The following is a 22239-nucleotide window of genomic DNA, read 5'->3' on the forward strand; positions in this document are numbered from 1 at the left end:
CGGACATGATTTGGTCAGTCTGCCCACAGTCGGACTGAATCGGCAAGGAATCCACGGGACTCAGGACATTATCCGCCGGATTGAAGCGCCTGAAGGACTCTCTCCGTGATCTTGCCGGTGACCTGCATCGCATTGTCGGTCTCGAACTGGCGAATGGCTTCCCTGGTCTGTTCGCCCGGCAGCCCGTCCGGCTCTCCCGGATCATAGCCACGGGCGATCAGCAACCGCTGAATCAGACGGATCTGGTCGCGGCGGCGGATTTCGCCCGAAGCGGGCGCCGGCGGTGCGGCGGTTGATCCTGCCTGGTCCGCGGCGGGCCTGAACTGCTTCACCGGCCTGAAGGCCGAGATCCGCTGGTCCTGTTCGGCCCGTTCAGCCGGGGAAATCAGGGCGGCGACATTCTCCTGATTGCCGGCCGCATCCTTGTCCCCCTGCCCCGCAGCAACGCCAAACCAGAAGTAGGCCTGCGCGTCGTCTCGCGGAACGCCCAGTCCGCCCATGTAGAGCGAGGCCAGATTGTACTGCGCGTCCAGTACTCCCTGCTCGGCCGCTTCGCGGAACCAGCGGGCTGCCTGGAAGTAGTCAGGACGATCCTGCTCCTCGCCGACATAGACCTGGCCAAGGAAGTTCTGTGCCTCCGGATGACCGGCGCGGGCAGCCGCGTGGAACCAGACTTTCGCCAAATCCACATCCTTCGCGACGCCCACCCCCTGGCGGTAGAAGATGCCGAGATCGACCTGTGCCGGGACATTTCCCTGTTCCGCCGCCCGCTGGAACCACTGGGCCGCTTCCGCATAGCTGACACCGACGCCGTTGCCATCCCTGTAGCGCACGCCAAGCTCGAACTGCGCCGCGGCATCTCCGGCGTCCGCGCGGGCCTGCAGGGCCGCGAGATCATCCCCCGTCGATGCCGGTGCTGCAGGGGCGGGCGGGGCAGAAACCGCCGCAGGCGCCGCAGCAACCTGCTCAGGCGCCGGGGACGCCTCCGGCTCCGACGGTGCGCTCGGCGCAGGTGACGGCGCTGCTTCCACAGCCTCGGACGCCAGAGGTGCGGAGCGTTCCGGTGCCGGTTCGGTCGGGGGTGTGATCGCCGCCGGTGCGCTCGATACCGCAGGCGGTTCGGCTGCATCAGACTCCGATGCCCCTTCCGACACGACCGATGGCTCCTCATCACCAACAGGCACCATGTCGGTCAGTGTTGCAATGGCCTGACGTCCCTGCGTCACCCAGTCATTGAAACGCGGGTCACCGATGACGAAGAAGCCACCCACGAGAATTGCCAGAAAGATCAGGGCAATTACCAGATAGCCGGCACCACGGCGGCTGCGGCGGGGCTGATCTGGCATGACATGACCCGCCGCCATGGGTCCGGACGCGGCCATGCCTGCGGCTGGCCGCTCCAACGGGGAAGCCGCCGCCGTCGCGGATTCGGGGTGCCCGGTCTCGATCTCTGGGCCTGAATCCCGGGGCGCGACCTGCGGGTCTGCGCCGTCGCCGCCCGCAAGCAGGCTTTCCACGGGCACGATACGCCTTGGCCGATCCGGTGGCGCGGCAGCGGCGGGAATATCGGCATCGGAATCATCCGCATCCGCGCCGGAAACCTCTGACGCGCGCGGCTCCGGTGCCATCACGGTGGCATCATCCGGCGGGCCGGGCTCGGTGTCCTCATTGAAGGCGGCGAAGGCCCCCGTCTCGTCCTGCGTCACGGGCGCCGCCGCTGGCGCCTCGGATTCCGGGGAAGCTTCTTCCCCGCGCAGTTCCTCTTCCGACGCGCCGCGTGCCATGCTGAAGTCAGGCCTGTCGTCATCGTCAAGGTCACCGGTATTCTCGGTCGGCAGGTCTCGCAGGATCGGCTCGACACGGCGACTGACAGACTGACGGTTCGCCGTCAGATCGTGCAGTGCCTGAATGGCGCCCGGCGCAGGGCGCTGCATCGGCGCATCGTCATCGTCGAGGTCTCCTCCATCCCCGGTCTCCGGTTCATCCCGAACATCGGCGGATTCCGCGTCCGAAGGTCCCGCTGGTGCAGCAATCCCTTCAGCAGGCTGTTCACTCTGTTCGGGCTCCGGTTCCGGCTCGGGCTCCGGTTCCGGCTCGGGTACCGGAGCAGTGACGGAGACCGGTTCCGGCGCTGGCGGAACCGGTGTCTTCTGCGCCTGCTCGAACTGCCGTTCCAGATCCGACAGCTTGGCCAGTACGGGTGCCAGCGCTGCGGCGACCGCGCCGCCAATGTCCGGAGCGGCTTCCCGCGGCACGTCGGGCCGCGCCTCGACAGCCTGCCGAAGTTCCTGGATATCGTCGCGCAACAGGTCGAGCCTCGGGTCTTCCGGCGCCGGTTCCGCGGTCGGCGCGATATCCGTCGCGCGCGCCGCCAGTTCCTCCCGCAGGGGAACCAGCCTTTCCTCCGCCCGCTGATCAACCGCATCGATCTTCCGCGCCAGGTTGAGCATGCCGTTCATCATGCGCTGCATGTCAGCCTTCAGGGGGGCCAGACCCTCCGTGAGGTCAGGTGGCGGTGCCGACTGACCGCGCGCGGACTCCATGGCTTCGAGCCGCCCGTTCACAGCATCGATCTTCTCGACAATGCCTGACATGTCGGAGGTTGCAGCGAGCGAACGTTCCAGCCCGGCCAGCCGCCGGCCGATGCTGTCGATGGCCGCCTCGAGTTGCGAAGAGTCCGCAGGTGCCGACGGATTGTCTCGCACCTGATCGACCCTTCGCGCCACCTCCGAAATGGCGCGCATCAGCCGTGCGGTATCCAGCGAGGATCCCTGCGGCTGGGCTGGTGCAGGCGCGGCGGCCTGTGGCCTGTCCGCCTCCGCAATGGCACGATTGAGCCATTGGCCCAGCGTCATGTCCGCCGCCCTGGCCTTGGCCTTGGCCACCTCACGCGCGTCGCCGTCGACGCCCTTGATGCTCCACGGTGCTCCCGGCTTCATGGCAATCGCTTCCCGAACCTGTTCACAGGCAAGGACATTCCCGCATCACGGTGAAGCATGCTTGCCTGATTCGTACTACCTGACCGACAAGTAGGGCCGAATTTTCGCCAAAGTCAAAGGTCCCTGCAAGACGTATGACCAGGGACCGGTAGGGCCGAATTGAAATCGGGACAGCCTTGGTACGGCTGGTCTCGCAGGGTGTACCGGTCAACGGACCGGCTCCGGCCTGCCCGTTCCAGGGCTTGCGTCCGGGTTGGTGCAGGTCGGCGGCACATACGTCTCAGGTTGTCGCGTCGACCGTCCGTTTCGCCTGGCGCGCGACATATCGGTCATTCGTCGGGACTGTGACAGATCGTGCCTATGCAACGCTTGGCATTTTCGTAAAGATTGTGCTAATTCTGGTCGTTAAGAGCAAAAACAAGGAATGCTGCGGTCAGCAAGAAGTCGGACTTTGGAGGTCCTGAATGTCGCTTCTGGTTGAACTGCTCAAGGCTACGGCTGTCTCCAATGTGAGATTCGCCGAGATTGTCGGGACCAACAACCCCGACTCGCTTACCGGCACGACGACGGATGATACGATTGCAGGCCTGGACGGGGATGACACCCTGCTCGGTGGCCTTGGCAATGATTCACTGAACGGTGGCGACGGGGCAGACTCCCTTTTCGGCAACGAGGGGGACGACACGTTCCGTGGCGGACTCGGTGACGACACCTTTGCGGGTGGCGCAGGCCGCGACGAAGCCGACTATACCAATGCGACCGATGCCGTCCTGGCGGACCTCAACAGCGGCACGGTCACTTCCCAGTTCGGCACTGATTCCCTGATCGCGGTGCAGGAACTGCGGTCCGGCAGTGGCGATGACGTCATTACCGGCGATGCGACCAACAACCGCTTCGAGACGGACGGCGGCAACGACACGGTCGATGGCGGCGCGGGCGACGACACGATCTTCGCCGACACGGGTGATGACAGCGTCACCGGCGGAGATGGCGATGACTTCATCCACGCAGGCAGCGGCAACGACAATGTGGACGGCGGTGCCGGCAATGACACCGTCTTCGCCAAGGAAGGCAATGACACCGTCGTAGGCGGCGATGGCAATGATTCCCTGGCAGGTGAAGGCGGCGCGGATTCGCTGACCGGCGACCTGGGGAACGACACGCTGGCCGGTGGCAGCGGCACCGATACCCTGGAGGGTGGTGCCGGACAGGACAGCCTGATCGGTGGCGGTGACGGCGACCTGATCTCCGGTGGTGACGCGTTCGACAAGATTCTCGGCGATGCCGGTGACGACACCATCAGCGGTGACGCGGGCAGCGACGTGATCGTCGGCGGCGATGGTGCCGACCAGATTTCCGGCGGTGACGACAATGACACCGTGCGTGCCGACGCGGGCAATGACATCGTCTTTGGCGATGCGGGCAACGACCAGTTGTTCGGCGGCCAGGGCAGCGACCTGCTGGACGGCGGCGATGGCAATGACACGCTGCGCGGTGACCTGAACAGCGATGCAGTCGGCGGCGACGACACCCTGATTGCAGGTGCCGGCGATGACGAGGTTCAGGGCGGTCGCGGCAATGACGTCGTCACGGCCTCCAGCGGTGCGAACCGCCTGTTCGGTGACGATGGCGACGACACGATCGTCGGCGGCACCGACCAGGACACGGTCAATGGTGGCGACGGCAACGATCTGCTGGACGGCAACGCGGGCAACGACCGGATCGACGGTGGCGCGGGCGCGGACTTCGCGACCGGCGGCCTCGGCGATGACGAGATCAACGGACAGGCGGATGACGACACCCTGTTCGGCAACGACGGCGCGGATACCATTCGGGGTGGCAGCGGCGCCGACTCCATCGAAGGCGGCACCGGCGGTGACACCATCCAGGGCGGCGTCGGCAACGACACCATCCAGGGACAGGACGGCGACGACACCCTGCGTGGCGAGACCGGCGACGACATCATCAACGGCGGCCTGAACAATGACCTGATCGAAGGTGGCTCCGGCCTCGACACCATTACCGGTGGTGAGGGCGCGGACACGGTACGCGGCAACATCGGCGCGGACTCGATCGAGGGCAATGCCGGCAACGACGACCTGTCGGGCGAGGAAGGCAACGACCGCATCTTCGGCGGCGACGGCGCCGACACGATCACGGGCAACGAGGACTTCGATCAGCTGTTCGGTGGCCTGGGCGATGACTCGATCATCGGCGATTCCGGGGCCGAGACGGTCCCAGGCGGCGCGGCTGACACGCTGGAGGGCGGCTTCGGCAATGACACGCTGCGCGGCGGATCGGCCGACGACCTGATTTCGGGTGACGAGGACAATGACAGTCTGGAGGGCGGCTCCGGCGAGGACACGATCTTCGGCGGTACCGGCGATGACTCGGCCCATGGCGATGGCGGGCGCGACCGGATCTTCGGCGGCGACGGTGCGGATACCATCCGTGGCTTCGATGACTCCGACCTGATCCGCGGCGGTGCCGACGACGACCGGCTGTTCGGCAATGACGGCAAGGATACCGTCAAGGGCGATGGCGGCGACGACAGCATCGACGGTGGCGATGGCGGCGACACGCTGGTCGGCGGCACCGGCAACGACACGATCTTCGGCAACAATGGCGCCGACTTCATTGACGGCGAGGATGGCGCGGATTCCCTCTCCGGCGGCGTGGGCAGCGACATCCTGAAGGGCCGCGACGGCGACGACAGCATCTTCGGCGGCGCGGACTCCGACATCATCGAAGGCGGCCTTGGCAACGACAGTCTGGACGGCGGTGCAGCCTCCGACATCATTCGGGCCGGTGGCGGCGACGATCTGCTGCTCGGTCAGGGTGGCAATGACATCCTGAATGCCGATGCGGGCGCGGACTCCATCTTCGGTGGCTCCGGCAATGACGACATGCGCGGCGGCGACGACAATGACACCCTGGTGGGTGGCGCGGGCGCTGACCGCATGGCGGGTGGTGCAGGCATCGATACGGCGGACTACACCAGCTCTGCCGGTGGCGTGACCGTCAACCTGAACAACGGCAAGGGCAGCCGCTCCGATGCGGAAGGCGACCAGCTGCGCAAGGTCGAGAATGTCATCGGCACCAGCGGTATCGACATCATCCAGGGCAACCTGGACAACAACGTACTCGATGCCGGGGCAGGCGCGGACAGCCTGTCCGGTCTGGCCGGTGACGACACCCTGCTGGGCGGGGACGGTGCGGACACGGTGAAGGGCGGCGCGGGCGCTGACTCGCTGGACGGTGGCGCGGGTATCGACGTGGCCGACTATTCCGGCTCGCTCGGCCCCATCACCGTCGATATCGGACTGGGCACGGCGTCCGGTGGCGACGCGACCGGCGACACGCTGACCAACATCGAAGGTGCCATCGGCACCAGTGCCGGTGACACGCTGATCGGCGATGGCGGTGACAACAACTTCGATGGCGCGGCGGGCGACGATTCCATCGACGCCGGGGCGGGCAATGACACGCTGATCGGCGGCACGGGCAACGACACCCTGGTCGCGGGCGACGGCAACGACAGCATCACGGCAGGCAACGGGCTGGACCTGGTGTCGGATGGTGCGGGCGACGACACCCTGGCGCTGGGCGCCGGGGCCGACACGATCATCGGCGGCGCGGGCGCGGATTCCATCAATGGCGGCGCGGCGACCGACACCATCACCTTCGCGGCCTCCACGGCAGCAGTGGGTGTCGATCTCGGAACCGGAAACGGCACCGCCGGCGATGCTCTGGGTGACATCTACCTGAATATCGAGAACGTGATCGGGTCGAACTTCGACGACACGATCACCGGCTCCAATGCGGCCAATGACCTGTTCGGTCTGGCTGGCAACGACTTCATCTCCGGCAGCGGCGATCAGGATGACCTGTTCGGCGGCGCGGACAATGACACCCTGTCGGCCAGCGACGGCGACGACCTGGCAGACGGCGGTGACGGCAACGACCAGATCTTCGGCGGTGCAGGTACCGACCGCCTGTTCGGCCAGGCGGGCGATGACACGGTCAATGGCGATGCCGGGACCGACAATATCTTCGGTGGCGACGGCAATGACTCGGCCAACGGCGGCGCGGACGCGGACCGCATCTTCGGCGAAGGTGGCAACGACAGCCTAAACGGCGACAGCGGCAACGACGAGATCTTCGGCGGTGCCGGGGCGGACAATCTGCGCGGCGGGGCCGACAACGACCAGATTTCCGGCGGCGACGACAATGACTCGATCCGCGGCGATGAGGGCGATGACAGCCTGTTCGGCGAACTGGGTGACGACACGCTGCGTGGCGGCCTGGGCAATGACAGCCTGGTGGGTTCGGACGGCGCGGACGTGCTGGACGGTGCCGACGGCGCCAACGCACTGGACGGTGACGACACCCTCAGCGGCGGCGCAGGCGATGACTTCCTGCTGGGCCGGGCGGGCAACGACGCGCTGTTCGGCGGTGACGATGATGACACGCTTGCCGGTGATGACGGCGATGACACGCTGCGTGGCGGGGCCGGCTCCGACGTGGCCAACGGCGGCGCGGGCGCCGACCTGATCAAGACCGACGCGGGCGATGACAGCGGCATCGGTGGCGACGGCAACGACACCATTCTGGGTGGCCTGGGCAATGACTCCCTGACCGGTGATGCGGGCATCGACTCGCTGCTGGGTGAGGATGGCGCCGATACCCTGTCGGGTGGCGCGGGCGACGACGCCCTGGACGGCGGCGCGGACGCGGACCTGGTGTTCGGCGGCGATGGCCTCGACAATCTGTTCGGGCGCGCTGGCGCGGACACCCTGTTCGGCGAGTCGGGCGAGGATCTGGTCGACGGCGGCGCCGACGACGACCGTCTGTTCGGCGGTTCGGAGAACGACGTGGTCCGGGGCGGCGACGGGGCCGACACCCTGTCCGGCGATGCGGGCGACGACACGATTGCCGGTGGTGAAGGCGACGATCTGATCATCGGCGATGCCGGTGCGGATCAGCTGAACGGCAACAATGGCACCGACACGGTGGACTATTCCGCCGCAGGTGGTGCCCTGCGCATCAATCTGACCACGGGCGTCGGCGAGCTTTCCGATGCGGCAGGCGACACCTACGCCTTCATCGAGAATGCCATCGGCGGCTTCGACGATGACGAGATCACCGGTTCCGCGACCGAGAACCTGCTGCAGGGCGGCGGCGGCAACGACCTGATCTCCGCCGGTGCGGCTGCGGATACCCTGCTGGGCCAGGCTGGCGACGACAGCCTGGAAGGCGGCGCGGGCGCAGACGTGCTGGATGGCGGCGACGGCAATGACTCCGCCGACTATCGCGGTTCCGGCGCGGCCGTGAATGTCGATATCGGGCTTGGCGTTGCCACCGGCGGCGACGCCGACGGCGACGTGCTGATCTCCATCGAGAGCGCGGTCGGCACCAATGGCTTCGGCGATACCCTGCTGGGCAGCGCCGCCGACAACAAGCTGGAAGGCCTGGGCGGCGACGACGTGCTGGACGGCGGTGACGGCAATGACACGCTGGCCGGCGGCGCCGGGGCCGACTCCCTGGTCGGTGGCCTGGGTGCGGACAGCATCATCGGCGGTACGGGCGGCGACACGCTTGAAGGCGGCGACGGCGACGACACGCTGGGCGGCAGCGAAGACAACGACCTGATCATCGACGGGGCCGGTGCGGACAGCATCAACGGCGGCCTGGGCGACGACACGGTCATCGCGGGTGCCGGTGCGGATGACATCAACGCGCTGGGCGGCATCGACCTGATCGACTATTCGAACTCCGACGCCGGGGTGACGGTGGATCTGGCCGGGGGTGTCGGGTCCGGTGGTTTCGCCGCCGGCGACACGGTTGCCGGCTTCGAGAACCTGATCGCGACCAATTTCGACGACAACATCACCGGCAACAGCTCCGCCAACAACATCGACGCACTGGACGGCAACGACAATGTCAGCGCAGCGGATGGTGACGATACCGTCACCGGCGGTGCAGGCGATGACACGCTTTCCGGTTCGACCGGTGCCGACCTGCTGGATGGCGGCGATGACGCCGACCGTCTGTTCGGCGGCACCGAGAACGACACGCTGATCGGCGGTCTGGGCAACGACACCCTGCAGGGCGATGAAGGCGACGACACGCTGGATGCAGGCGACGGCGACGACCTTCTGGTCGGCGGCATCGGGGCGGACACCGCCTCCGGCGGCGCAGGCAACGATACCCTGGCCGGTGAGGATGGCGACGACACGCTGGACGGTGGCGCGGACGACGACAATCTGAACGGCGGCGCAGGCGTTGACCGGCTGTTCGGTGGCGACGGCAATGACTCGGTGCTTGGCGGCACGGAGAACGACCTGCTCGACGGTGGTCTGGGCAATGACACGCTGCGGGGCGAGGAAGGCGATGACACGCTGACGCTCGGCGACGGCGATGACCTGGGCGACGGCGGCATCGGGGCGGACAGCATCAGCGGCGGCGCAGGCATCGATACGCTGCGCGGCGACGCGGGCGACGACACCCTGCGTGGCGGTGACGATGCCGACGACCTGACCGGCGGCGACGGTCTTGATGCCCTGTTCGGCGATGCGGGCGACGACACGATCACCGGCAATGCGGGCGAGGACACGCTGATCGGCGGTCTCGGCAATGACAGCCTGGACGGTGGCGACGACAATGACACGCTGAGCGCGGGCGAAGGCAATGACACGCTGGCCGGTGGCCTGGGTGCCGACTCGCTCGTGGCCGGTATCGGCAACGACGTGCTTCAGGGTGACGAAGGCATCGACACGCTGCTGGGCGGCGACGGTGACGACTCCATCCTCGGCGGCGACGATGGCGACCTGCTGGACGGCGGGGACGGCAATGACACGCTGCTGGGTCAGGATGGCGATGACACCATCTCTGGCGGGCTTGGTGCCGACGACGTCAATGGCGGTCTGGGCAATGACTCGATCAGCACCGACCTCGGCAATGACACGATCAACGGCGGTGCGGGCGACGACACGATCAACGCCGGCAACGACGACGACAGCGTCATTGGTGGCGACGGTGCCGACTCGATTGACGGCAACTGTCACGACGACACGCTGGAAGGCAACAGCGGCAACGACACGCTGATCGGCGATGATGGCAATGACGTGCTGTTCGGCGGCAATGACAACGACCTGCTGAACGGTGGCGAGGGTGCCGACTCGATGGAGGGTGGCACGGGCGCCGATACGCTGTTCGGCGGCTCGGAGGATGACACGCTGCTCGGCCAGGGCGGCGACGACAGCCTGGCCGGTGGCCTGGGCAACGACCTGTTCGAAGGTGGCGCAGGTGCCGACACCCTGCGCGGCGGACTGGGCGATGACACCATCACCTATGCCAATTCCGCCTCCGGCGTGAATGTCGACATCGACCTGGGCACAGCCACGGGTGGCGATGCAACCGGCGACTTCTTCGACAAGATCGAGAACATCATCGGCTCCGACTTCGACGACACATTGCGCGGCGACGAATTCGGCAATGCCCTGTTCGGTCTGGGCGGCGACGATCTGCTGCAGGGCCGCGCCAGTGGCGATACGCTGGACGGCGGTGCCGGCAACGACACGGCGACCTACGAAGGCTCCTCGGCTGCCGTGAACGTCAATCTCGACCTCGGCACTGCCGCAGGTGGCGATGCGGCCGGCGACATCATCACGAATGTCGAGAACCTGATCGGTTCCAGCTTCAGCGACACGCTGATCGGCACGGCGGGCGCGAACAGCCTGCTGGGCGGACAGGGTGCCGATCTGGTGCTGGCCGGTGACGGCGACGATACGCTGGGCGGCAATGCAGGCAATGACACGCTGGACGCCGGTGACGGCAATGACCTGCTGTTCGTGGGCCAGGGTGCCGACTCGGTGGTTGGCGGTGCGGGTTCCGACACGGTCAGCTTCGCCGGGGAAGTCACGGGGGTCAGCTTCGACCTTTCCAACGGTGGCAATGACACGGTTTCGGGGATCGAGCAGGTCATCGGTTCCGACCTTGCCGACACGCTGATCGGCAGCGCCGCAGGCGATACGCTGTTCGGTGCCGGTGGTGCCGATACCATCGCGGCCGGTGACGGCGACGATACCGTCGATGCCGGACTGGGTGCCGATACCGTCAGTGGCGGTGCCGGGGCGAACAGCCTGGACGGCGGTGCGGGTCTCGATGTGCTCGACCTTTCCGGAGAGACCGGACCGGTCACCTTCGACACGTCAGACACGCTGTTCGGTGACGATACCATCAGCAACTTCGAGGGTGCCATCGGCACCTCCGCAGACGACACGCTCTCCGGCGGCGCCGAGGACAACCGCTTTGTCGGCGGTGCCGGGGCGGACTCCATCACCACCGGCGGCGGCAACGACATCGCCATCGGCGAGGATGGCGACGACATCCTGGATGGCGGCGACGGGGCCGACACGCTGCAGGGCGGTGCGGGCAACGACACCATCACCGGGGGCCTGGGCGACGACTTCATGAACGGCGGCGGCGACGACGACCTGTTCATCCTGGCCGACGGCTTCGGCAACGACACCATCCAGGGCTTCGTGGCCGGTGCCGGAACCGATGACGTCATCGACGTGCAGGCGGTCACGGCGCTGAACAACTTCGCCGACGTGCTGGCCAACGCCACGGACGACGGTACCGACACCACCATCAACCTGGGTGCAGCCGGTGTGCTGGTGCTGCAGGGCGTGCTGGTCGCCGAACTGGACGCGGACGATTTCGACTTTGGCGGCCCGACCGTCATCACCGGCACGCCGGGCGATGACATTCCGCTGAACGGAACCGGTGGCGCGGACACCATCCAGGGTCTGGACGGCAATGACTCCATCGTTGCCGGAGACGGTGACGACACGCTGGACGGCGGCGACGGCAACGACACGCTGCAGGGCGGCCTGGGTGCCGACAGCCTGAACGGCGGCGCGGGCGATGACTGCGCCGACTATTCCGACAGCGGTTCGGCAGTGTTCATCGACCTCGACCTGGGCACGGCGTCCGGCGGTTCGGCGGAGAATGACACGCTGACCAGCATGGAAGGTGTGCTCGGCTCCGATTTCGGCGACTTCCTGTCCGGAGACACGCTGGACAACCACTTCTTCGGTCAGGGTGGCAACGACACGATCCTGGCCGGTGACGGGGCCGATACGCTGAGCGGCGGGGACGGCGATGACGTCCTCAACGCAGGTGACGGGGCCGACACGGTCTCCGGCGGGATCGGCAATGACAACATCGATGCGGGTGCCGGAAATGACACGGTGCAGGCGGGTGCCGGGAACGACGTCGTCAGTGCCGGCGACGGCGATGACATCGCCAGTGGCGGCACCGGCAGCGACACGATCACCGGTGGCCTGGGTGCCGACTCCATCGACGGCGGCGACGACAATGACACGCTGATCGGCGATGCCGGGAACGACACGCTGGAAGGCGGCCTGGGCGACGACCTGATCGACGGCGGAACCGATGCTGACCTGATCTTCGGTGATGCCGGTGCCGACCTGCTGACCGGCAGCGACGGCGATGACACGATTTCCGGCGGTGATGACAATGACACCATCGACGGCGGGACCGGCGCGGATTCGCTGACAGGCAACAATGGCGCGGACATCATTTCCGGCCAGGCTGGTGCCGACGCCCTGTTCGGCGGCGCGGACAACGACCTGCTGACAGGCGGGACGGAGAACGACACCCTGAATGGCGGCTCCGGCGATGACACGCTGGACGGCGGTGACGGAGACGACTCCCTGGTTGGTGATGTCGGCGCCGACACGATCAATGGCGGAATCGGCAACGACACGATCAGCGCCGGTGACGGCGATGACACCATCTCCGCCGGTGACGGCATCGACAGGGTCTTCGGTGGCGCGGGCAATGACCTCATCGACGGTGGCGACGGCAACGACACGCTGCGCGGTCAGTTCGACAATGACACCATCAACGGTGGCCTTGGCGACGACTTCATCCTGGGTGGCGGCAACTTCGACAGCCTGTTCGGCAATGAAGGCAACGACACCATCAACGGCGATGATCCGTCCCTCGACACCCTGGTCGGCTTCGACACCATCTTCGGCGGTACCGGCGATGACCAGTTGAACGGTGCCGGCGGCCAGGACGTGCTGTTCGGCGGCGACGACAATGATTCGCTGCTGGGTGGTGACGACAACGACAGCCTCGACGGCGGCAATGGCATCGACACCCTGCGCGGCGAGGCCGGTGACGACACCCTGCTGGGCCAGGACGGCAATGACGTGCTGGATGGCGGTGAAGGTACCGATCTCCTGTTCGGCGGGCTGGGTGACGACAGCATCTTCGGTGATGCCGGTGCCGATACGCTGAACGGTGGCACGGGTGGCAATGACACGCTGGCCGGTGAGGATGGTAACGACCTCTTCGTCTTCGACAACGCGAGCTTCGGCAATGACGTGATCGAGGACTTCGTGGCTGGCGCGGGCACCGACGACGTCATCGACTTCTCTGCCCTGTCGATCAGCTTCGGCGATCTGAACTTCGTCGACTCCGGCGGCAATCTGGTCATCACCATCACGGGCGGCGGGACGGAATCCCTCACCCTGCAGGGTCTGGCCGGTGTGACACTGGATGAGACGGACGACTTCATCTTCTGATCCCGTGACCAGAGGACAAGGACACCAGCGGGCACCCCTCGTGCAAAGGGGTGCCCGTCTGCTTTGCGCCGCCACACTTGGTCTGGCCCTGCTGCCGCCACTGGCCATGGCCGAACCGGCCGTCACGCTGCGGGACGGTGTACGCCAGCACGTCGACACGCCGGGCAAGACCATGCATCAGGCAGGCTTCGGCCCCGATACATTCATCTTCGGTCCTGACAGCGGCCATGACCTGATCACCGGTTTCGACCCGGCGGAGGATCGGATCATCCTGCGCAACCTGGAGCGTTGGCCGACCTACGAGAAGGTTGCGCGCCGGGTCTGGTCAACACCGCACGGGCTGTTCATCGGCCTCTCCAACACCGACAGCATCCGCGTTGCCGGAACCCGGTCCGGCGACCTGACGGCCAGCAACCTGATTGTCATCACGGATTAGACCGTCCGTGTGACCGCCTGTGGCCAGCGCCACAGAATTCGCCTGCGCGGATACTGCATTTCCCGGCGATTTGTGTTCTGCTTGGCGTCTGCATGATTTTGGGGTGATCAAAGGGGGTCTTTGAGATGGCTAGCGACATTGGGTATGGGCCGCTGTTTCCGCTGGGCGAGGATGAAACCGAGTACCGGCAGCTGGACGTGGACGGCGTCAAGGTGGAGAAGCTGGGCAGCCGGGAGTTCGTCACGGTCCAGCCCAACGTGCTGAGCGACCTGGCGGAGACCGCGTTCGGCGATATCAGCCACCTGTTCCGGCCTGCGCACCTGCAGCAGTTGCGCAATATCCTCGACGATCCGGAGGCGTCGGACAACGACCGCTTCGTGGCGCTGGAACTGCTGAAGAACGCGAATATTTCCGCGGCCATGGAGTTCCCCTCCTGCCAGGATACGGGCACCGCGATCGTCGTGGGCAAGAAGGGTCAGCAGGTCATCGTCGATGGCGACGATGCGGAGGCGCTTTCCGTCGGCGTCCAGCGCACCTGGGCAACCCGCAACCTGCGCTACAGCCAGATGGCACCCCTGTCGATGTTCGAGGAGAAGAACACCGGCTCCAACCTGCCCGCACAGATCGATCTGGAGGCCGTGGGCGGCGACGCCTACAAGTTCCTGTTCATCGCCAAGGGCGGCGGATCGGCCAACAAGACCTTCCTGTTCCAGGAAACCCGCCGGGTACTGGATCCGGACCGCCTGCTGCAGTTCTTCGCGGAGAAGCTGCCGACCCTCGGCACTGCTGCCTGCCCGCCCTATCACCTGTCCATCGTCATCGGTGGCATGTCCGCCGAGCAGACGCTGAAGACCGTGAAGATGGGCAGCTGCAAGTTCTACGACGGGCTGCCGACCACCGGCGACATGACCGGTCGCGCCTTCCGGGACATCGAGCTGGAGGCGCAGATCCACAAGCTGTCGCAGAACCTGGGCATCGGCGCGCAATTCGGCGGCAAGTACTTCTGCCACGACGTGCGGGTCATCCGCCTGCCGCGCCACGGTGCGTCCCTGCCCATCGGCATCGGCGTCTCCTGCTCCGCCGACCGCCAGGCCAAGGCCAAGATCACCCGCGACGGCGTGTTCATGGAGGCGCTGGAGCGTGATCCGTCGAAGTACCTGCCGACGGCGGAGGCGGATGCCAGCAACGCGGTCCGCATCGACCTCAGCCAGCCGATGGATGAACTGCGCAACATCCTGACCAAGCTGCCGGTGGAAACGCCGATCCTGCTTTCAGGCACCATGATCGTCGCCCGCGACATCGTGCACGCCGAACTGTCGAAGCGCGTGGCCCAGGGTGGCGAGCTGCCGGCCTACTTCAAGGATCACCCGATCTACTACGCCGGTCCGGCGAAGACCCCGGAAGGCTATGCATCCGGCGCTTTCGGACCGACAACCGCCGCCCGCATGGATCCCTATGTGGCGGAGTTCCAGGAGCTTGGCGGCTCCATGATCTCCGTCGCCAAGGGCAACCGTTCCAAGCAGGTGGTCAACAGCTGCAAGAAGAACGGCGGCTTCTACCTCGGTTCCATCGGCGGTGCCGCCGCCCGTGTCGGTCGTGACGAGATCACCAGCGTCGAGGTGCTGGACTTCGCTGAACTGGGCATGGAAGCCGTCTGGAAGATCGAGGTGAAGGACTTCCCCGCCTTCGTCGTCATCGATGACAAGGGCAACGACTTCTTCGATCGCTCCAGCCGCCGTCACGAACCGGAAATGGACGCGTCCGTCACGGCGAAGTAAGACCCGCCGGACTGGCCGCACCGGACCTGGCCTGCCTTCCCCCCAACGCAGGGGGAAGGCAGGTGTCCAGGTTGAATTTGGTCAATGCGGCGACGTCGGCGGCCTCAGGCCTGCGGCAGCAGCACCACGCGGCCAACGGCTCGGCGTTCGGAAATCTCTGCCCAGAGCGCCTTGTAGTCGGCCAGCGGATAGGTGGCATGGATCTTCGGGCTGATGGCCCTGCGTGACCAGAGTTCGGTCAGTCCCGCCATCACACGGTTCCGTTCCGGGGTCAGCCGGACACGCTCGTCCACCGGGGTCCAGCCCCAGTAGGTGCCCCAGTTGAAGCCCATCACGGTGGCATTCTTCAGCAGTAGCAGATTGACGCCAAGCTGCGGAATTTCTCCTGCCGCGTAACCGATGGTGAGCAGTCGCCCGCCCAGGTCGAGGCATCTCAGCGACTGGTGAAACACGTCCCCGCCCAACGGGTCGTAGATGACGTCGACACCGCGTCCGTCCGTCAGTTCCTGAACAGCGGTACGAAAATCGGTTTCACGACTGTCGAGCACATGGTCGGCGCCGCGCTGGCGCAGCCAGTCGCGCTTCTCAGCCGTTCCTGCCCGGGCGATCACGGTGGCGCCGATATCGTGGGCGATCTCCACCGCCGCAAGGCCGACACCGCCCCCGGCCCCATGCACCAGCACGGTCTGGCCAGGCTTCAGTTCTGCCCGCTCCACAAGCGCCCCATAGGACGTGCCGTAGGACGACAGCAGCGGAATGGCTTCCGCATCCGACAGGCCGTCCGGCACGGGATAGGCCTGCCCGGCCCAGACCACGGCCTCCTCCGCCGCGCCGCCCCAGTCGATGAAGGCCATGACGCGATCACCGACCCGGAACCGGTCCACATCGTCGGCACATTCGGTGATGATGCCGACGATCTCCGTCCCCGGCGCGAATGGCCGGGGCGGCTTGCGCTGGTACTTGCCCTGCACCACCAGACCGGTGGCAAAGGAGATACCGCAGGCATCGATACGGATGCGCACCGCCCCCGCCCGCATCTCCGGCACGGGCAGGTCGCCAAGTTCCAGTTCGTCGAACGGTTTCCAGTCGTTGCAGATGAGTGCCCTCATCGGGCTTCGGTCACTCGACGCCCGGCAGACGCTCGACCGACGGCGGGCCATCCATGAATGCCCCCATGGCACGGCCCATGGTCTTGAAGTGATCCGAGGCGCGATGTGCCTCCGTCGCTTCCTTGTCCTTGTAGGCTTCCAGGAAGCGGTAGGTGTTCGGCGTATCGGTCTTGAACAGGCGATAGAACAGGCATCCGGGTTCGTTCGCGTTCACGGCCTCCACAAGCTGCTTCGCCGCAGCCTCGAAATCCTCAGCCGAACCGTCCTTGCACTTGATCGTCGCAACTACACCAATCATGGCCATCCTCCCCTGAATTGAGCCTGTCGGAAGGGTAGGTTGGGCAGACAGCAACGGCAAGCCGCTTTCCGGGCCGGAGCGCGCCCACAGCCATGCCGCTGACGCAGGTCCGGTCGATCGGAACTCAAAGTCGTGTCGCCACCATGATCACCGGGTCGATCTGCCCGGCCTCCAGTCCCCGCAGATAATTGGCGAACTTCTCCGGCGAGTTCTGACCGGTCAGCAGATGCAGCCCAAGGGGAGGCGGACTTCCGGCCCTTGCCGCATTTGCCAGCACCTCGCGAAAGAACGACACGGCAAAGGAATGCCGACTTTCCTCCCTGTCGAGGCTGAATCCGGCAGTCACCAGATGATTCCGTGTCTCGGACGGGGTCCTGAGAAAGCTCGTGGCCTCCGTTTCCGCCCAGGGCACCGGATAGACCATGCCGGGCGCCGCCCCCTTCATGACGTCGAACAGGCAGAGCGTCGCGCCGGGCCGCAACACACGGGCGAGTTCGCCATAGAGGCGTCCCCGGTCCGGAATGTTCATGGCCACATGGAATGTCACGGCGGCATCGAAGGCACCGTCGGGGAAGGGCATGGCGAGGACGTTGCCCGTCTGGAACTCGCATGCCGTGTCCAACTTCATGCGTGCGGTCAGCTTGCGTGCCACATCGACATACTGCGGAGTGAGATCGATGCCCGTCACGCGGCATCCAAAGTCACGGGCCAGCACCCGCGCCGTTCCTCCAATGCCGCAGCCGGCATCAAGCACGTGCATGCCCTCCCGGAGAGGTGCCATGCCGAGCGCCTCGAGCGTGGTGATCCGGCCTGCGGTGTGAAATTCATCGACCGCCGCGAGCTGTTCAGGTGCGGGGTCATCCGGGTTTCCGCCCAGCTTCTCAAGCCCTGCCAGAATGTCTTCCAGCAGCCCGTCCCTGCCATAGTGCGTCGCGACGGCATCCTCCAGTTTCTCTTGCATTTCTGTCTCCCGAAATCGTGCACTGCTTGTTCTGCGTGCGCATTCTCCACCTGCGAAACTTGGCTGGAAACTCCACAAACTGTAGTTTGGCGGACATCGGATTTCTGTCCCCGGAAACGTCGGAAGGCACAGTGATGAAGAGCTACGCTCAGTTCTGTCCGGTAGCCAAGGCAGCCGAACTGTTCTGCGAAAGGTGGACGCCCCTGATCATTCGCGATCTGGCCTGGGGCTCGACCCGTTTCTCCGAACTGCAGCGCGGCGTACCGCTCATGTCGCCAACACTTCTGTCCAGGCGACTGAAGCAGCTTGTGGCGGAAGGGGTGGTGGAACGGCGACCGCAGGAGAACCGGAAGGGCTGGACCTATCATCTGACAGAGGCGGGGCGTGAGTTCATCCCGCTCATCGACACGCTCGGCGTCTGGGGTCAACGCTGGACGCGGCGCGATCTTGCCGAAGGCGAGATCGACCTCGGCCTGCTTCTCTGGGCAATAGAACGGAGTGTCGAGGCTGATGCCTTTGGCAAGTCACCTGCCGTTGTTCGCCTCGCCTTCACCGACCTGCCCAACGGTCAGGACGTGTGGTGGTTCGTGAACCAGGACGGGCAGTGTGAACTCTGCCTCGACGATCCGGGGTTCGAGGTCGATCTCTATCTCAGTTGCACCCTGCCCGACATGATCCACATCGTCAGGGGTGATCTGCCGCTCGTTCCGGCCCTTGCAAGTGAACGGCTGGAGGCCATCGGCTCATCGGCGGCAAGAAAGTGTCTGGGCGCCTGGCTCAATCTCAGCCCGCTCGCAGATGTAAGACCTGCCTACGAGAGCTGAGCGCCCCCCCCGGGACCCGCGGACCGGCCTATGCCTCGTCGCGGCCCAGCATCATGGCGTTGATATCTGCGGACCCCGGTGTCTCTGCCGCGAAGCTGAAGGTGCCCTTCTCCTGCACCTCGGTCGCCGCCCGCATCAGGCCGCGAATGGCGGCGAGCGCGAAGGCGCCACCCAGGCTGATCCGCTTCGCCCCGGCGTCGGCGATCTGCGCCACGGTCAGACCGGCAGTCGCCAGCACATTGACCGGTCGGGAAACGCCCTGGCAGACCTCCCGCACCAGTTCGATCTTGCGCAGGCCCGGTGCATAGAGCACATCGGCACCGGCGTCGGCGAAGGCATTGAGGCGGCGCAGGGTTTCGTCCATGTCCCGCCGACCGTAGAGAAAGTTCTCCGCCCGCGCGGTCAGCACGAAGGGCTTGCCGGACTGGCGCACGACCTCCGCGGCGGCCGCAATGCGCTCGACAGCCAGATTGAAGTCGACAATCGGGGCGCTGAGATCCGCGGTCGTATCCTCGATGGAACATCCCGCAAGTCCGGCGGCCAGCGCCTGCCGGATCGTCTCCGCACAGGCTTCCGGGCTGGTGCCGAAACCGTTCTCCAGATCGCCGTTCACCGGCAGATGCGTTGCCTGCACGATTTCCGCCGCGTGCCTGATCGCCTCCTTGCGGGAAACGCCGCCCTCCGCATCGCGCCGTCCGATGGAGAAGGCAAACCCGGCACTGGTGGTGGCCAGGGCGCTGAAACCCATGCTCTGCAGGATCCGGGCGGACCCCCGGTCCCACGGATTCGGCATGACGAATGGCCTGTCACCCCGATGCAGGTCGGCGAAGGACTTGGCGGGGCCTGCGGTCATGGTTCAGCCCTGCTTCCGTTCGATCAGCTCGATCTTGTAGCCATCCGGATCCTCGATGAAGGCAATGACGGAGCCGCCGTGCTTCATCGGTCCCGGCGGGCGCGGAATGGGCACGCCTGCCTTCTCCAGCTCGCTGCAGGTGGCATAGATGTCCGGCACGCCGATGGCCAGATGCCCGAAGCCGGAACCCAGGTCATAGGGCTCTTCCTGACCCCAGTTGTGGGTCAGTTCGATCACCGTGCTGTTCTTCTCCTCCCCGTAGCCGACGAAGGCCAGGGTGAACTCGCCGGTGGGGAAATCCGTCTTGCGCAGTTCGTTCATGCCCAGCAGCCGGACATAGAAATCCAGCGACTTGTCGAGATCCTTCACCCGGATCATGGTGTGCAGCAGCCGTGCGCCTTCCATGACGTTCCCTCCTCAGTTCCTGTCTGTCAGTTTCAGTACCACGCGGGCGGCCTTTTCCGAAGGCCATTCCCCCGGGGGACGCAGCATGTCGGCAACCAGCCGCCCGGCCTCAGCCTGGGCATCACGATGGGTGCTGTCGCTCAAAAGGGCAACGACGTGCGGCGCGATCTGGTCCGCGCGACAGCGTTCCTGGATCAGTTCCGGCACCACCTCCCGGTCCAGCAGGATGTTGGTCAGGCTCGCCCAGCGGATCCTGATCAGGCGCTTGGCGATGGCGGCCGTCAGGCCGTTCAGCCGATAGGCGACGACCGACGGGGTACCGGCGAGCGAGAGTTCCAGCGCGACCGTGCCTGAAGCGGCCAGTGCCACGTCGGCGGCGTGGAACGCGTCCATCTTCAGATCCGGGCCGACGACGTGCACAGGGGCCTTCAGGTCCCCCAGCATCCGTTCCACCGCCGGTTTCAGATGCGGCAGCGTCGGCGCGACCACGACCAGGTTCGGAACCTGAACCATGGCCCGGCGCAGGCCATCGATGAAGATCGGCCCCATCCGGCGCAATTCACCCATCCGGCTGCCGAACAGCACCGCCGCGACCGGCGCGTGCGAAGGAATGCCCAGATTGCTGCGGAAAGCACGGGGGTCACCGGCATAATTGCGCTCCGCCTCGATCGCCGGATGCCCGACGAAGGAGGACGGCAGTCCCTCCCGCTCGAACAGGGGCGGCTCGAAGGGCAGAAGGGTCAGCAGATGGTCATAGAGCCGCGCCATGTGCACCGCCCGCTTCGGCTTGTAGGCCCAGACAGAGGGCGCGACGTAATGGATCTTCAGCAGGTCCATGTCCTGTACCGCCTGCACGAGCCGACGATTGAAGCCGGGCGAATCGATCGTGATCAGGCAATCGGGCTGCACCTGCCGCACCAGGGCCTCCGTCTGCTTCAGCCTGCGGCGGATGGCCAGCGCACGCGGCAGGACCTCGAACAGTCCCATGACGGAAAGGATGGTGATCGGGAACAGGCTCTGCAGCCCCTCCCGCGCCATCTCGTCCCCACCTACGCCGACGAAGCGCACCGTTCCGCCCGACTGGTCACGCAGCGCCCGCATCAGACGCGCGCCCAGCACGTCACCAGATGGTTCCCCCGCCACCAGCATGATCGTCCGGCCCGGCGACTGCTGCACGCTCATGGGGTCTCGCGGTTGATGCCGGTGATGAACAGGCCGGCCGCGTCGGCATCGGCGACGGTTCCGGCGCGGTCCACGATCATCGCCGCCCCCGCTTCCACGGCGATACCGCTCAGTCCGGCGGCGGCGGCCCGGCGCACCGTCTCCCGACCGATGGTCGGCATGTCCACCCGGTGATCCTGCCCCGGCTTGGTCAGCTTCACCAGCACACCACCCGTGCCCTTGACCAGATCGACACAGCGTTCGAGCATCCTGTCGGTACCCTCAGCGGCCTCCACGGCCAGGACCAGCCCGTCGCGCACCACGGCACCCTGACCGATGTCCAGGGCCCCCAGAGCCTCCACGACGACGACTGCACGGGCAATGTCCTGCCGCGCCGCATCATCCGGCAGCACCGACCCGAGCGGGCCTTCCTGCACCAGCACGTCGCCCTTGATCTCGTGGGCGCCGACAACGCGGAACCCCTTCTTCTGGAAATAGCCGACCAGCACCTGCAGCAGCGCGTCGTCGCCTTTCCGGGCTGCGGCGATCACCTTCGGCAGCAGACTGATGCCTGCCAGGTCGGGGCGCAGCTTGGAGAAGTCCGGTCGCGCGACCTTGCCCACCATGCAGACACTGTCGCAGCCACCGCGCTTCAGGGCGGCGAGGATGTCACCGACCCGGTCGAACTGGATGAAGTCATGGGGGTAGCGTGCCAGCAGATCAGGTTCGGTGAACCCGTCAAAGGCCAGCACATGCACGCCGACGCCCATGGTTTCCGCCGCCGCCGCAACATCCCCCGGCACGTCACCGGCACCGGCAATGATGCCCAGCCGTTTGGGCAGCTCGGTCATGG

12 protein-coding genes are annotated in these 22239 nt (G+C 66.1%); 4 read left to right on the plus strand and 8 right to left on the minus strand.

Going from position 1 to position 22239, the window contains the following annotated elements; translation table 11 throughout:
* Nucleotides 1-68: 68 nt before the first annotated feature.
* Entirely contained in the window at nucleotides 69-2939 is a 2871-nt protein-coding gene (locus QGV54_RS14540) for a peptidoglycan-binding protein (RefSeq protein WP_281016121.1), read from the minus strand.
* Nucleotides 2940-3403: 464 nt separating this feature from the next.
* Between QGV54_RS14540 and QGV54_RS14545 the strand changes: the two genes are divergently transcribed.
* The 3 genes from QGV54_RS14545 to QGV54_RS14555 all read left to right on the plus strand — a co-directional run bounded on the left by QGV54_RS14545 (nucleotide 3404) and on the right by QGV54_RS14555 (nucleotide 15775).
* A complete protein-coding gene (locus QGV54_RS14545) occupies nucleotides 3404-13561 on the plus strand; it encodes a hypothetical protein (protein ID WP_281019971.1) in 10158 nt (3385 codons plus the stop codon).
* A gap of 40 nt (nucleotides 13562-13601) precedes the next feature.
* Nucleotides 13602-13997, plus strand: a complete 396-nt coding sequence (locus QGV54_RS14550; protein ID WP_281016119.1) for a hypothetical protein — start codon at nucleotides 13602-13604, stop codon at nucleotides 13995-13997.
* 125 nt (nucleotides 13998-14122) lie between these two features.
* Entirely contained in the window at nucleotides 14123-15775 is a 1653-nt protein-coding gene (locus tag QGV54_RS14555; RefSeq protein WP_281016118.1) for a FumA C-terminus/TtdB family hydratase beta subunit, read from the plus strand.
* A 104-nt stretch (nucleotides 15776-15879) separates the two neighbouring features.
* Here QGV54_RS14555 and QGV54_RS14560 read toward each other — a convergent pair whose 3' ends face one another.
* The 3 genes from QGV54_RS14560 to QGV54_RS14570 all read right to left on the minus strand — a co-directional run bounded on the left by QGV54_RS14560 (nucleotide 15880) and on the right by QGV54_RS14570 (nucleotide 18143).
* Nucleotides 15880-16884: an NADPH:quinone oxidoreductase family protein gene (locus QGV54_RS14560; protein WP_281016117.1), complete on the minus strand. Its 1005-nt coding sequence runs from the start codon at nucleotides 16882-16884 to the stop codon at nucleotides 15880-15882.
* 10 nt (nucleotides 16885-16894) lie between these two features.
* On the minus strand, nucleotides 16895-17182 hold the full coding sequence (locus QGV54_RS14565; protein ID WP_281016116.1) for a putative quinol monooxygenase: 288 nt from the start codon (nucleotides 17180-17182) through the stop codon (nucleotides 16895-16897).
* A gap of 124 nt (nucleotides 17183-17306) precedes the next feature.
* Nucleotides 17307-18143: a methyltransferase domain-containing protein gene (locus QGV54_RS14570; RefSeq protein WP_281016115.1), complete on the minus strand. Its 837-nt coding sequence runs from the start codon at nucleotides 18141-18143 to the stop codon at nucleotides 17307-17309.
* Between the two features lie 134 nt (nucleotides 18144-18277).
* Here QGV54_RS14570 and QGV54_RS14575 point away from each other — a divergent pair, with 134 nt between their 5' ends.
* On the plus strand, nucleotides 18278-18967 hold the full coding sequence (locus QGV54_RS14575) for a helix-turn-helix domain-containing protein (RefSeq protein ID WP_281016114.1): 690 nt from the start codon (nucleotides 18278-18280) through the stop codon (nucleotides 18965-18967).
* A gap of 28 nt (nucleotides 18968-18995) precedes the next feature.
* Here the strand turns inward: QGV54_RS14575 and QGV54_RS14580 are convergent, their stop codons facing one another.
* From QGV54_RS14580 to lpxI, 4 genes are read right to left on the minus strand one after another with little or no spacing between them, the layout of a single operon-like run.
* Nucleotides 18996-19820 (minus strand): isocitrate lyase/phosphoenolpyruvate mutase family protein, encoded by an 825-nt coding sequence (locus QGV54_RS14580; protein ID WP_281016113.1) that lies wholly within the window; start codon nucleotides 19818-19820, stop codon nucleotides 18996-18998.
* A gap of 3 nt (nucleotides 19821-19823) precedes the next feature.
* The gene (gene gloA / locus QGV54_RS14585) at nucleotides 19824-20225 is read right to left on the minus strand and encodes a lactoylglutathione lyase (RefSeq protein ID WP_281016112.1); all 402 of its coding nucleotides are present in this window, start codon (nucleotides 20223-20225) and stop codon (nucleotides 19824-19826) included.
* A 12-nt stretch (nucleotides 20226-20237) separates the two neighbouring features.
* Nucleotides 20238-21407 carry a lipid-A-disaccharide synthase gene (gene lpxB, locus QGV54_RS14590; protein WP_281016111.1) on the minus strand — a complete coding sequence of 390 codons (1170 nt, stop codon included), beginning with the start codon at nucleotides 21405-21407 and terminating at the stop codon, nucleotides 20238-20240.
* Nucleotides 21404-22237, minus strand: coding sequence for a UDP-2,3-diacylglucosamine diphosphatase LpxI (gene lpxI, locus QGV54_RS14595; protein WP_281016110.1), 834 nt, complete (start codon nucleotides 22235-22237; stop codon nucleotides 21404-21406). Before lpxI ends, lpxB begins: the two co-directional genes overlap by 4 nt.
* Nucleotides 22238-22239 lie beyond the last annotated feature (2 nt).

Origin of the sequence: Minwuia sp. IMCC3060 (assembly GCF_029909435.1) — a bacterium.
GTDB lineage: Bacteria > Pseudomonadota > Alphaproteobacteria > Minwuiales > Minwuiaceae > Minwuia.

Excerpts from the sequence above, each read along its gene's own strand:
- QGV54_RS14540 (WP_281016121.1), bottom strand. The coding sequence starts at position 2,939 with ATGAAGCCGGGAGCACCGTGGAGCATCAAGGGCGTCGACGGCGACGCG.
- QGV54_RS14545 (WP_281019971.1), top strand. The coding sequence starts at position 3,404 with ATGTCGCTTCTGGTTGAACTGCTCAAGGCTACGGCTGTCTCCAATGTG.
- QGV54_RS14555 (WP_281016118.1), top strand. The coding sequence starts at position 14,123 with ATGGCTAGCGACATTGGGTATGGGCCGCTGTTTCCGCTGGGCGAGGAT.
- QGV54_RS14560 (WP_281016117.1), bottom strand. The coding sequence starts at position 16,884 with ATGAGGGCACTCATCTGCAACGACTGGAAACCGTTCGACGAACTGGAA.
- QGV54_RS14565 (WP_281016116.1), bottom strand. The coding sequence starts at position 17,182 with ATGATTGGTGTAGTTGCGACGATCAAGTGCAAGGACGGTTCGGCTGAG.
- QGV54_RS14570 (WP_281016115.1), bottom strand. The coding sequence starts at position 18,143 with ATGCAAGAGAAACTGGAGGATGCCGTCGCGACGCACTATGGCAGGGAC.
- QGV54_RS14575 (WP_281016114.1), top strand. The coding sequence starts at position 18,278 with ATGAAGAGCTACGCTCAGTTCTGTCCGGTAGCCAAGGCAGCCGAACTG.
- QGV54_RS14580 (WP_281016113.1), bottom strand. The coding sequence starts at position 19,820 with ATGACCGCAGGCCCCGCCAAGTCCTTCGCCGACCTGCATCGGGGTGAC.
- gloA (WP_281016112.1), bottom strand. The coding sequence starts at position 20,225 with ATGGAAGGCGCACGGCTGCTGCACACCATGATCCGGGTGAAGGATCTC.
- lpxB (WP_281016111.1), bottom strand. The coding sequence starts at position 21,407 with ATGAGCGTGCAGCAGTCGCCGGGCCGGACGATCATGCTGGTGGCGGGG.
- lpxI (WP_281016110.1), bottom strand. The coding sequence starts at position 22,237 with ATGACCGAGCTGCCCAAACGGCTGGGCATCATTGCCGGTGCCGGTGAC.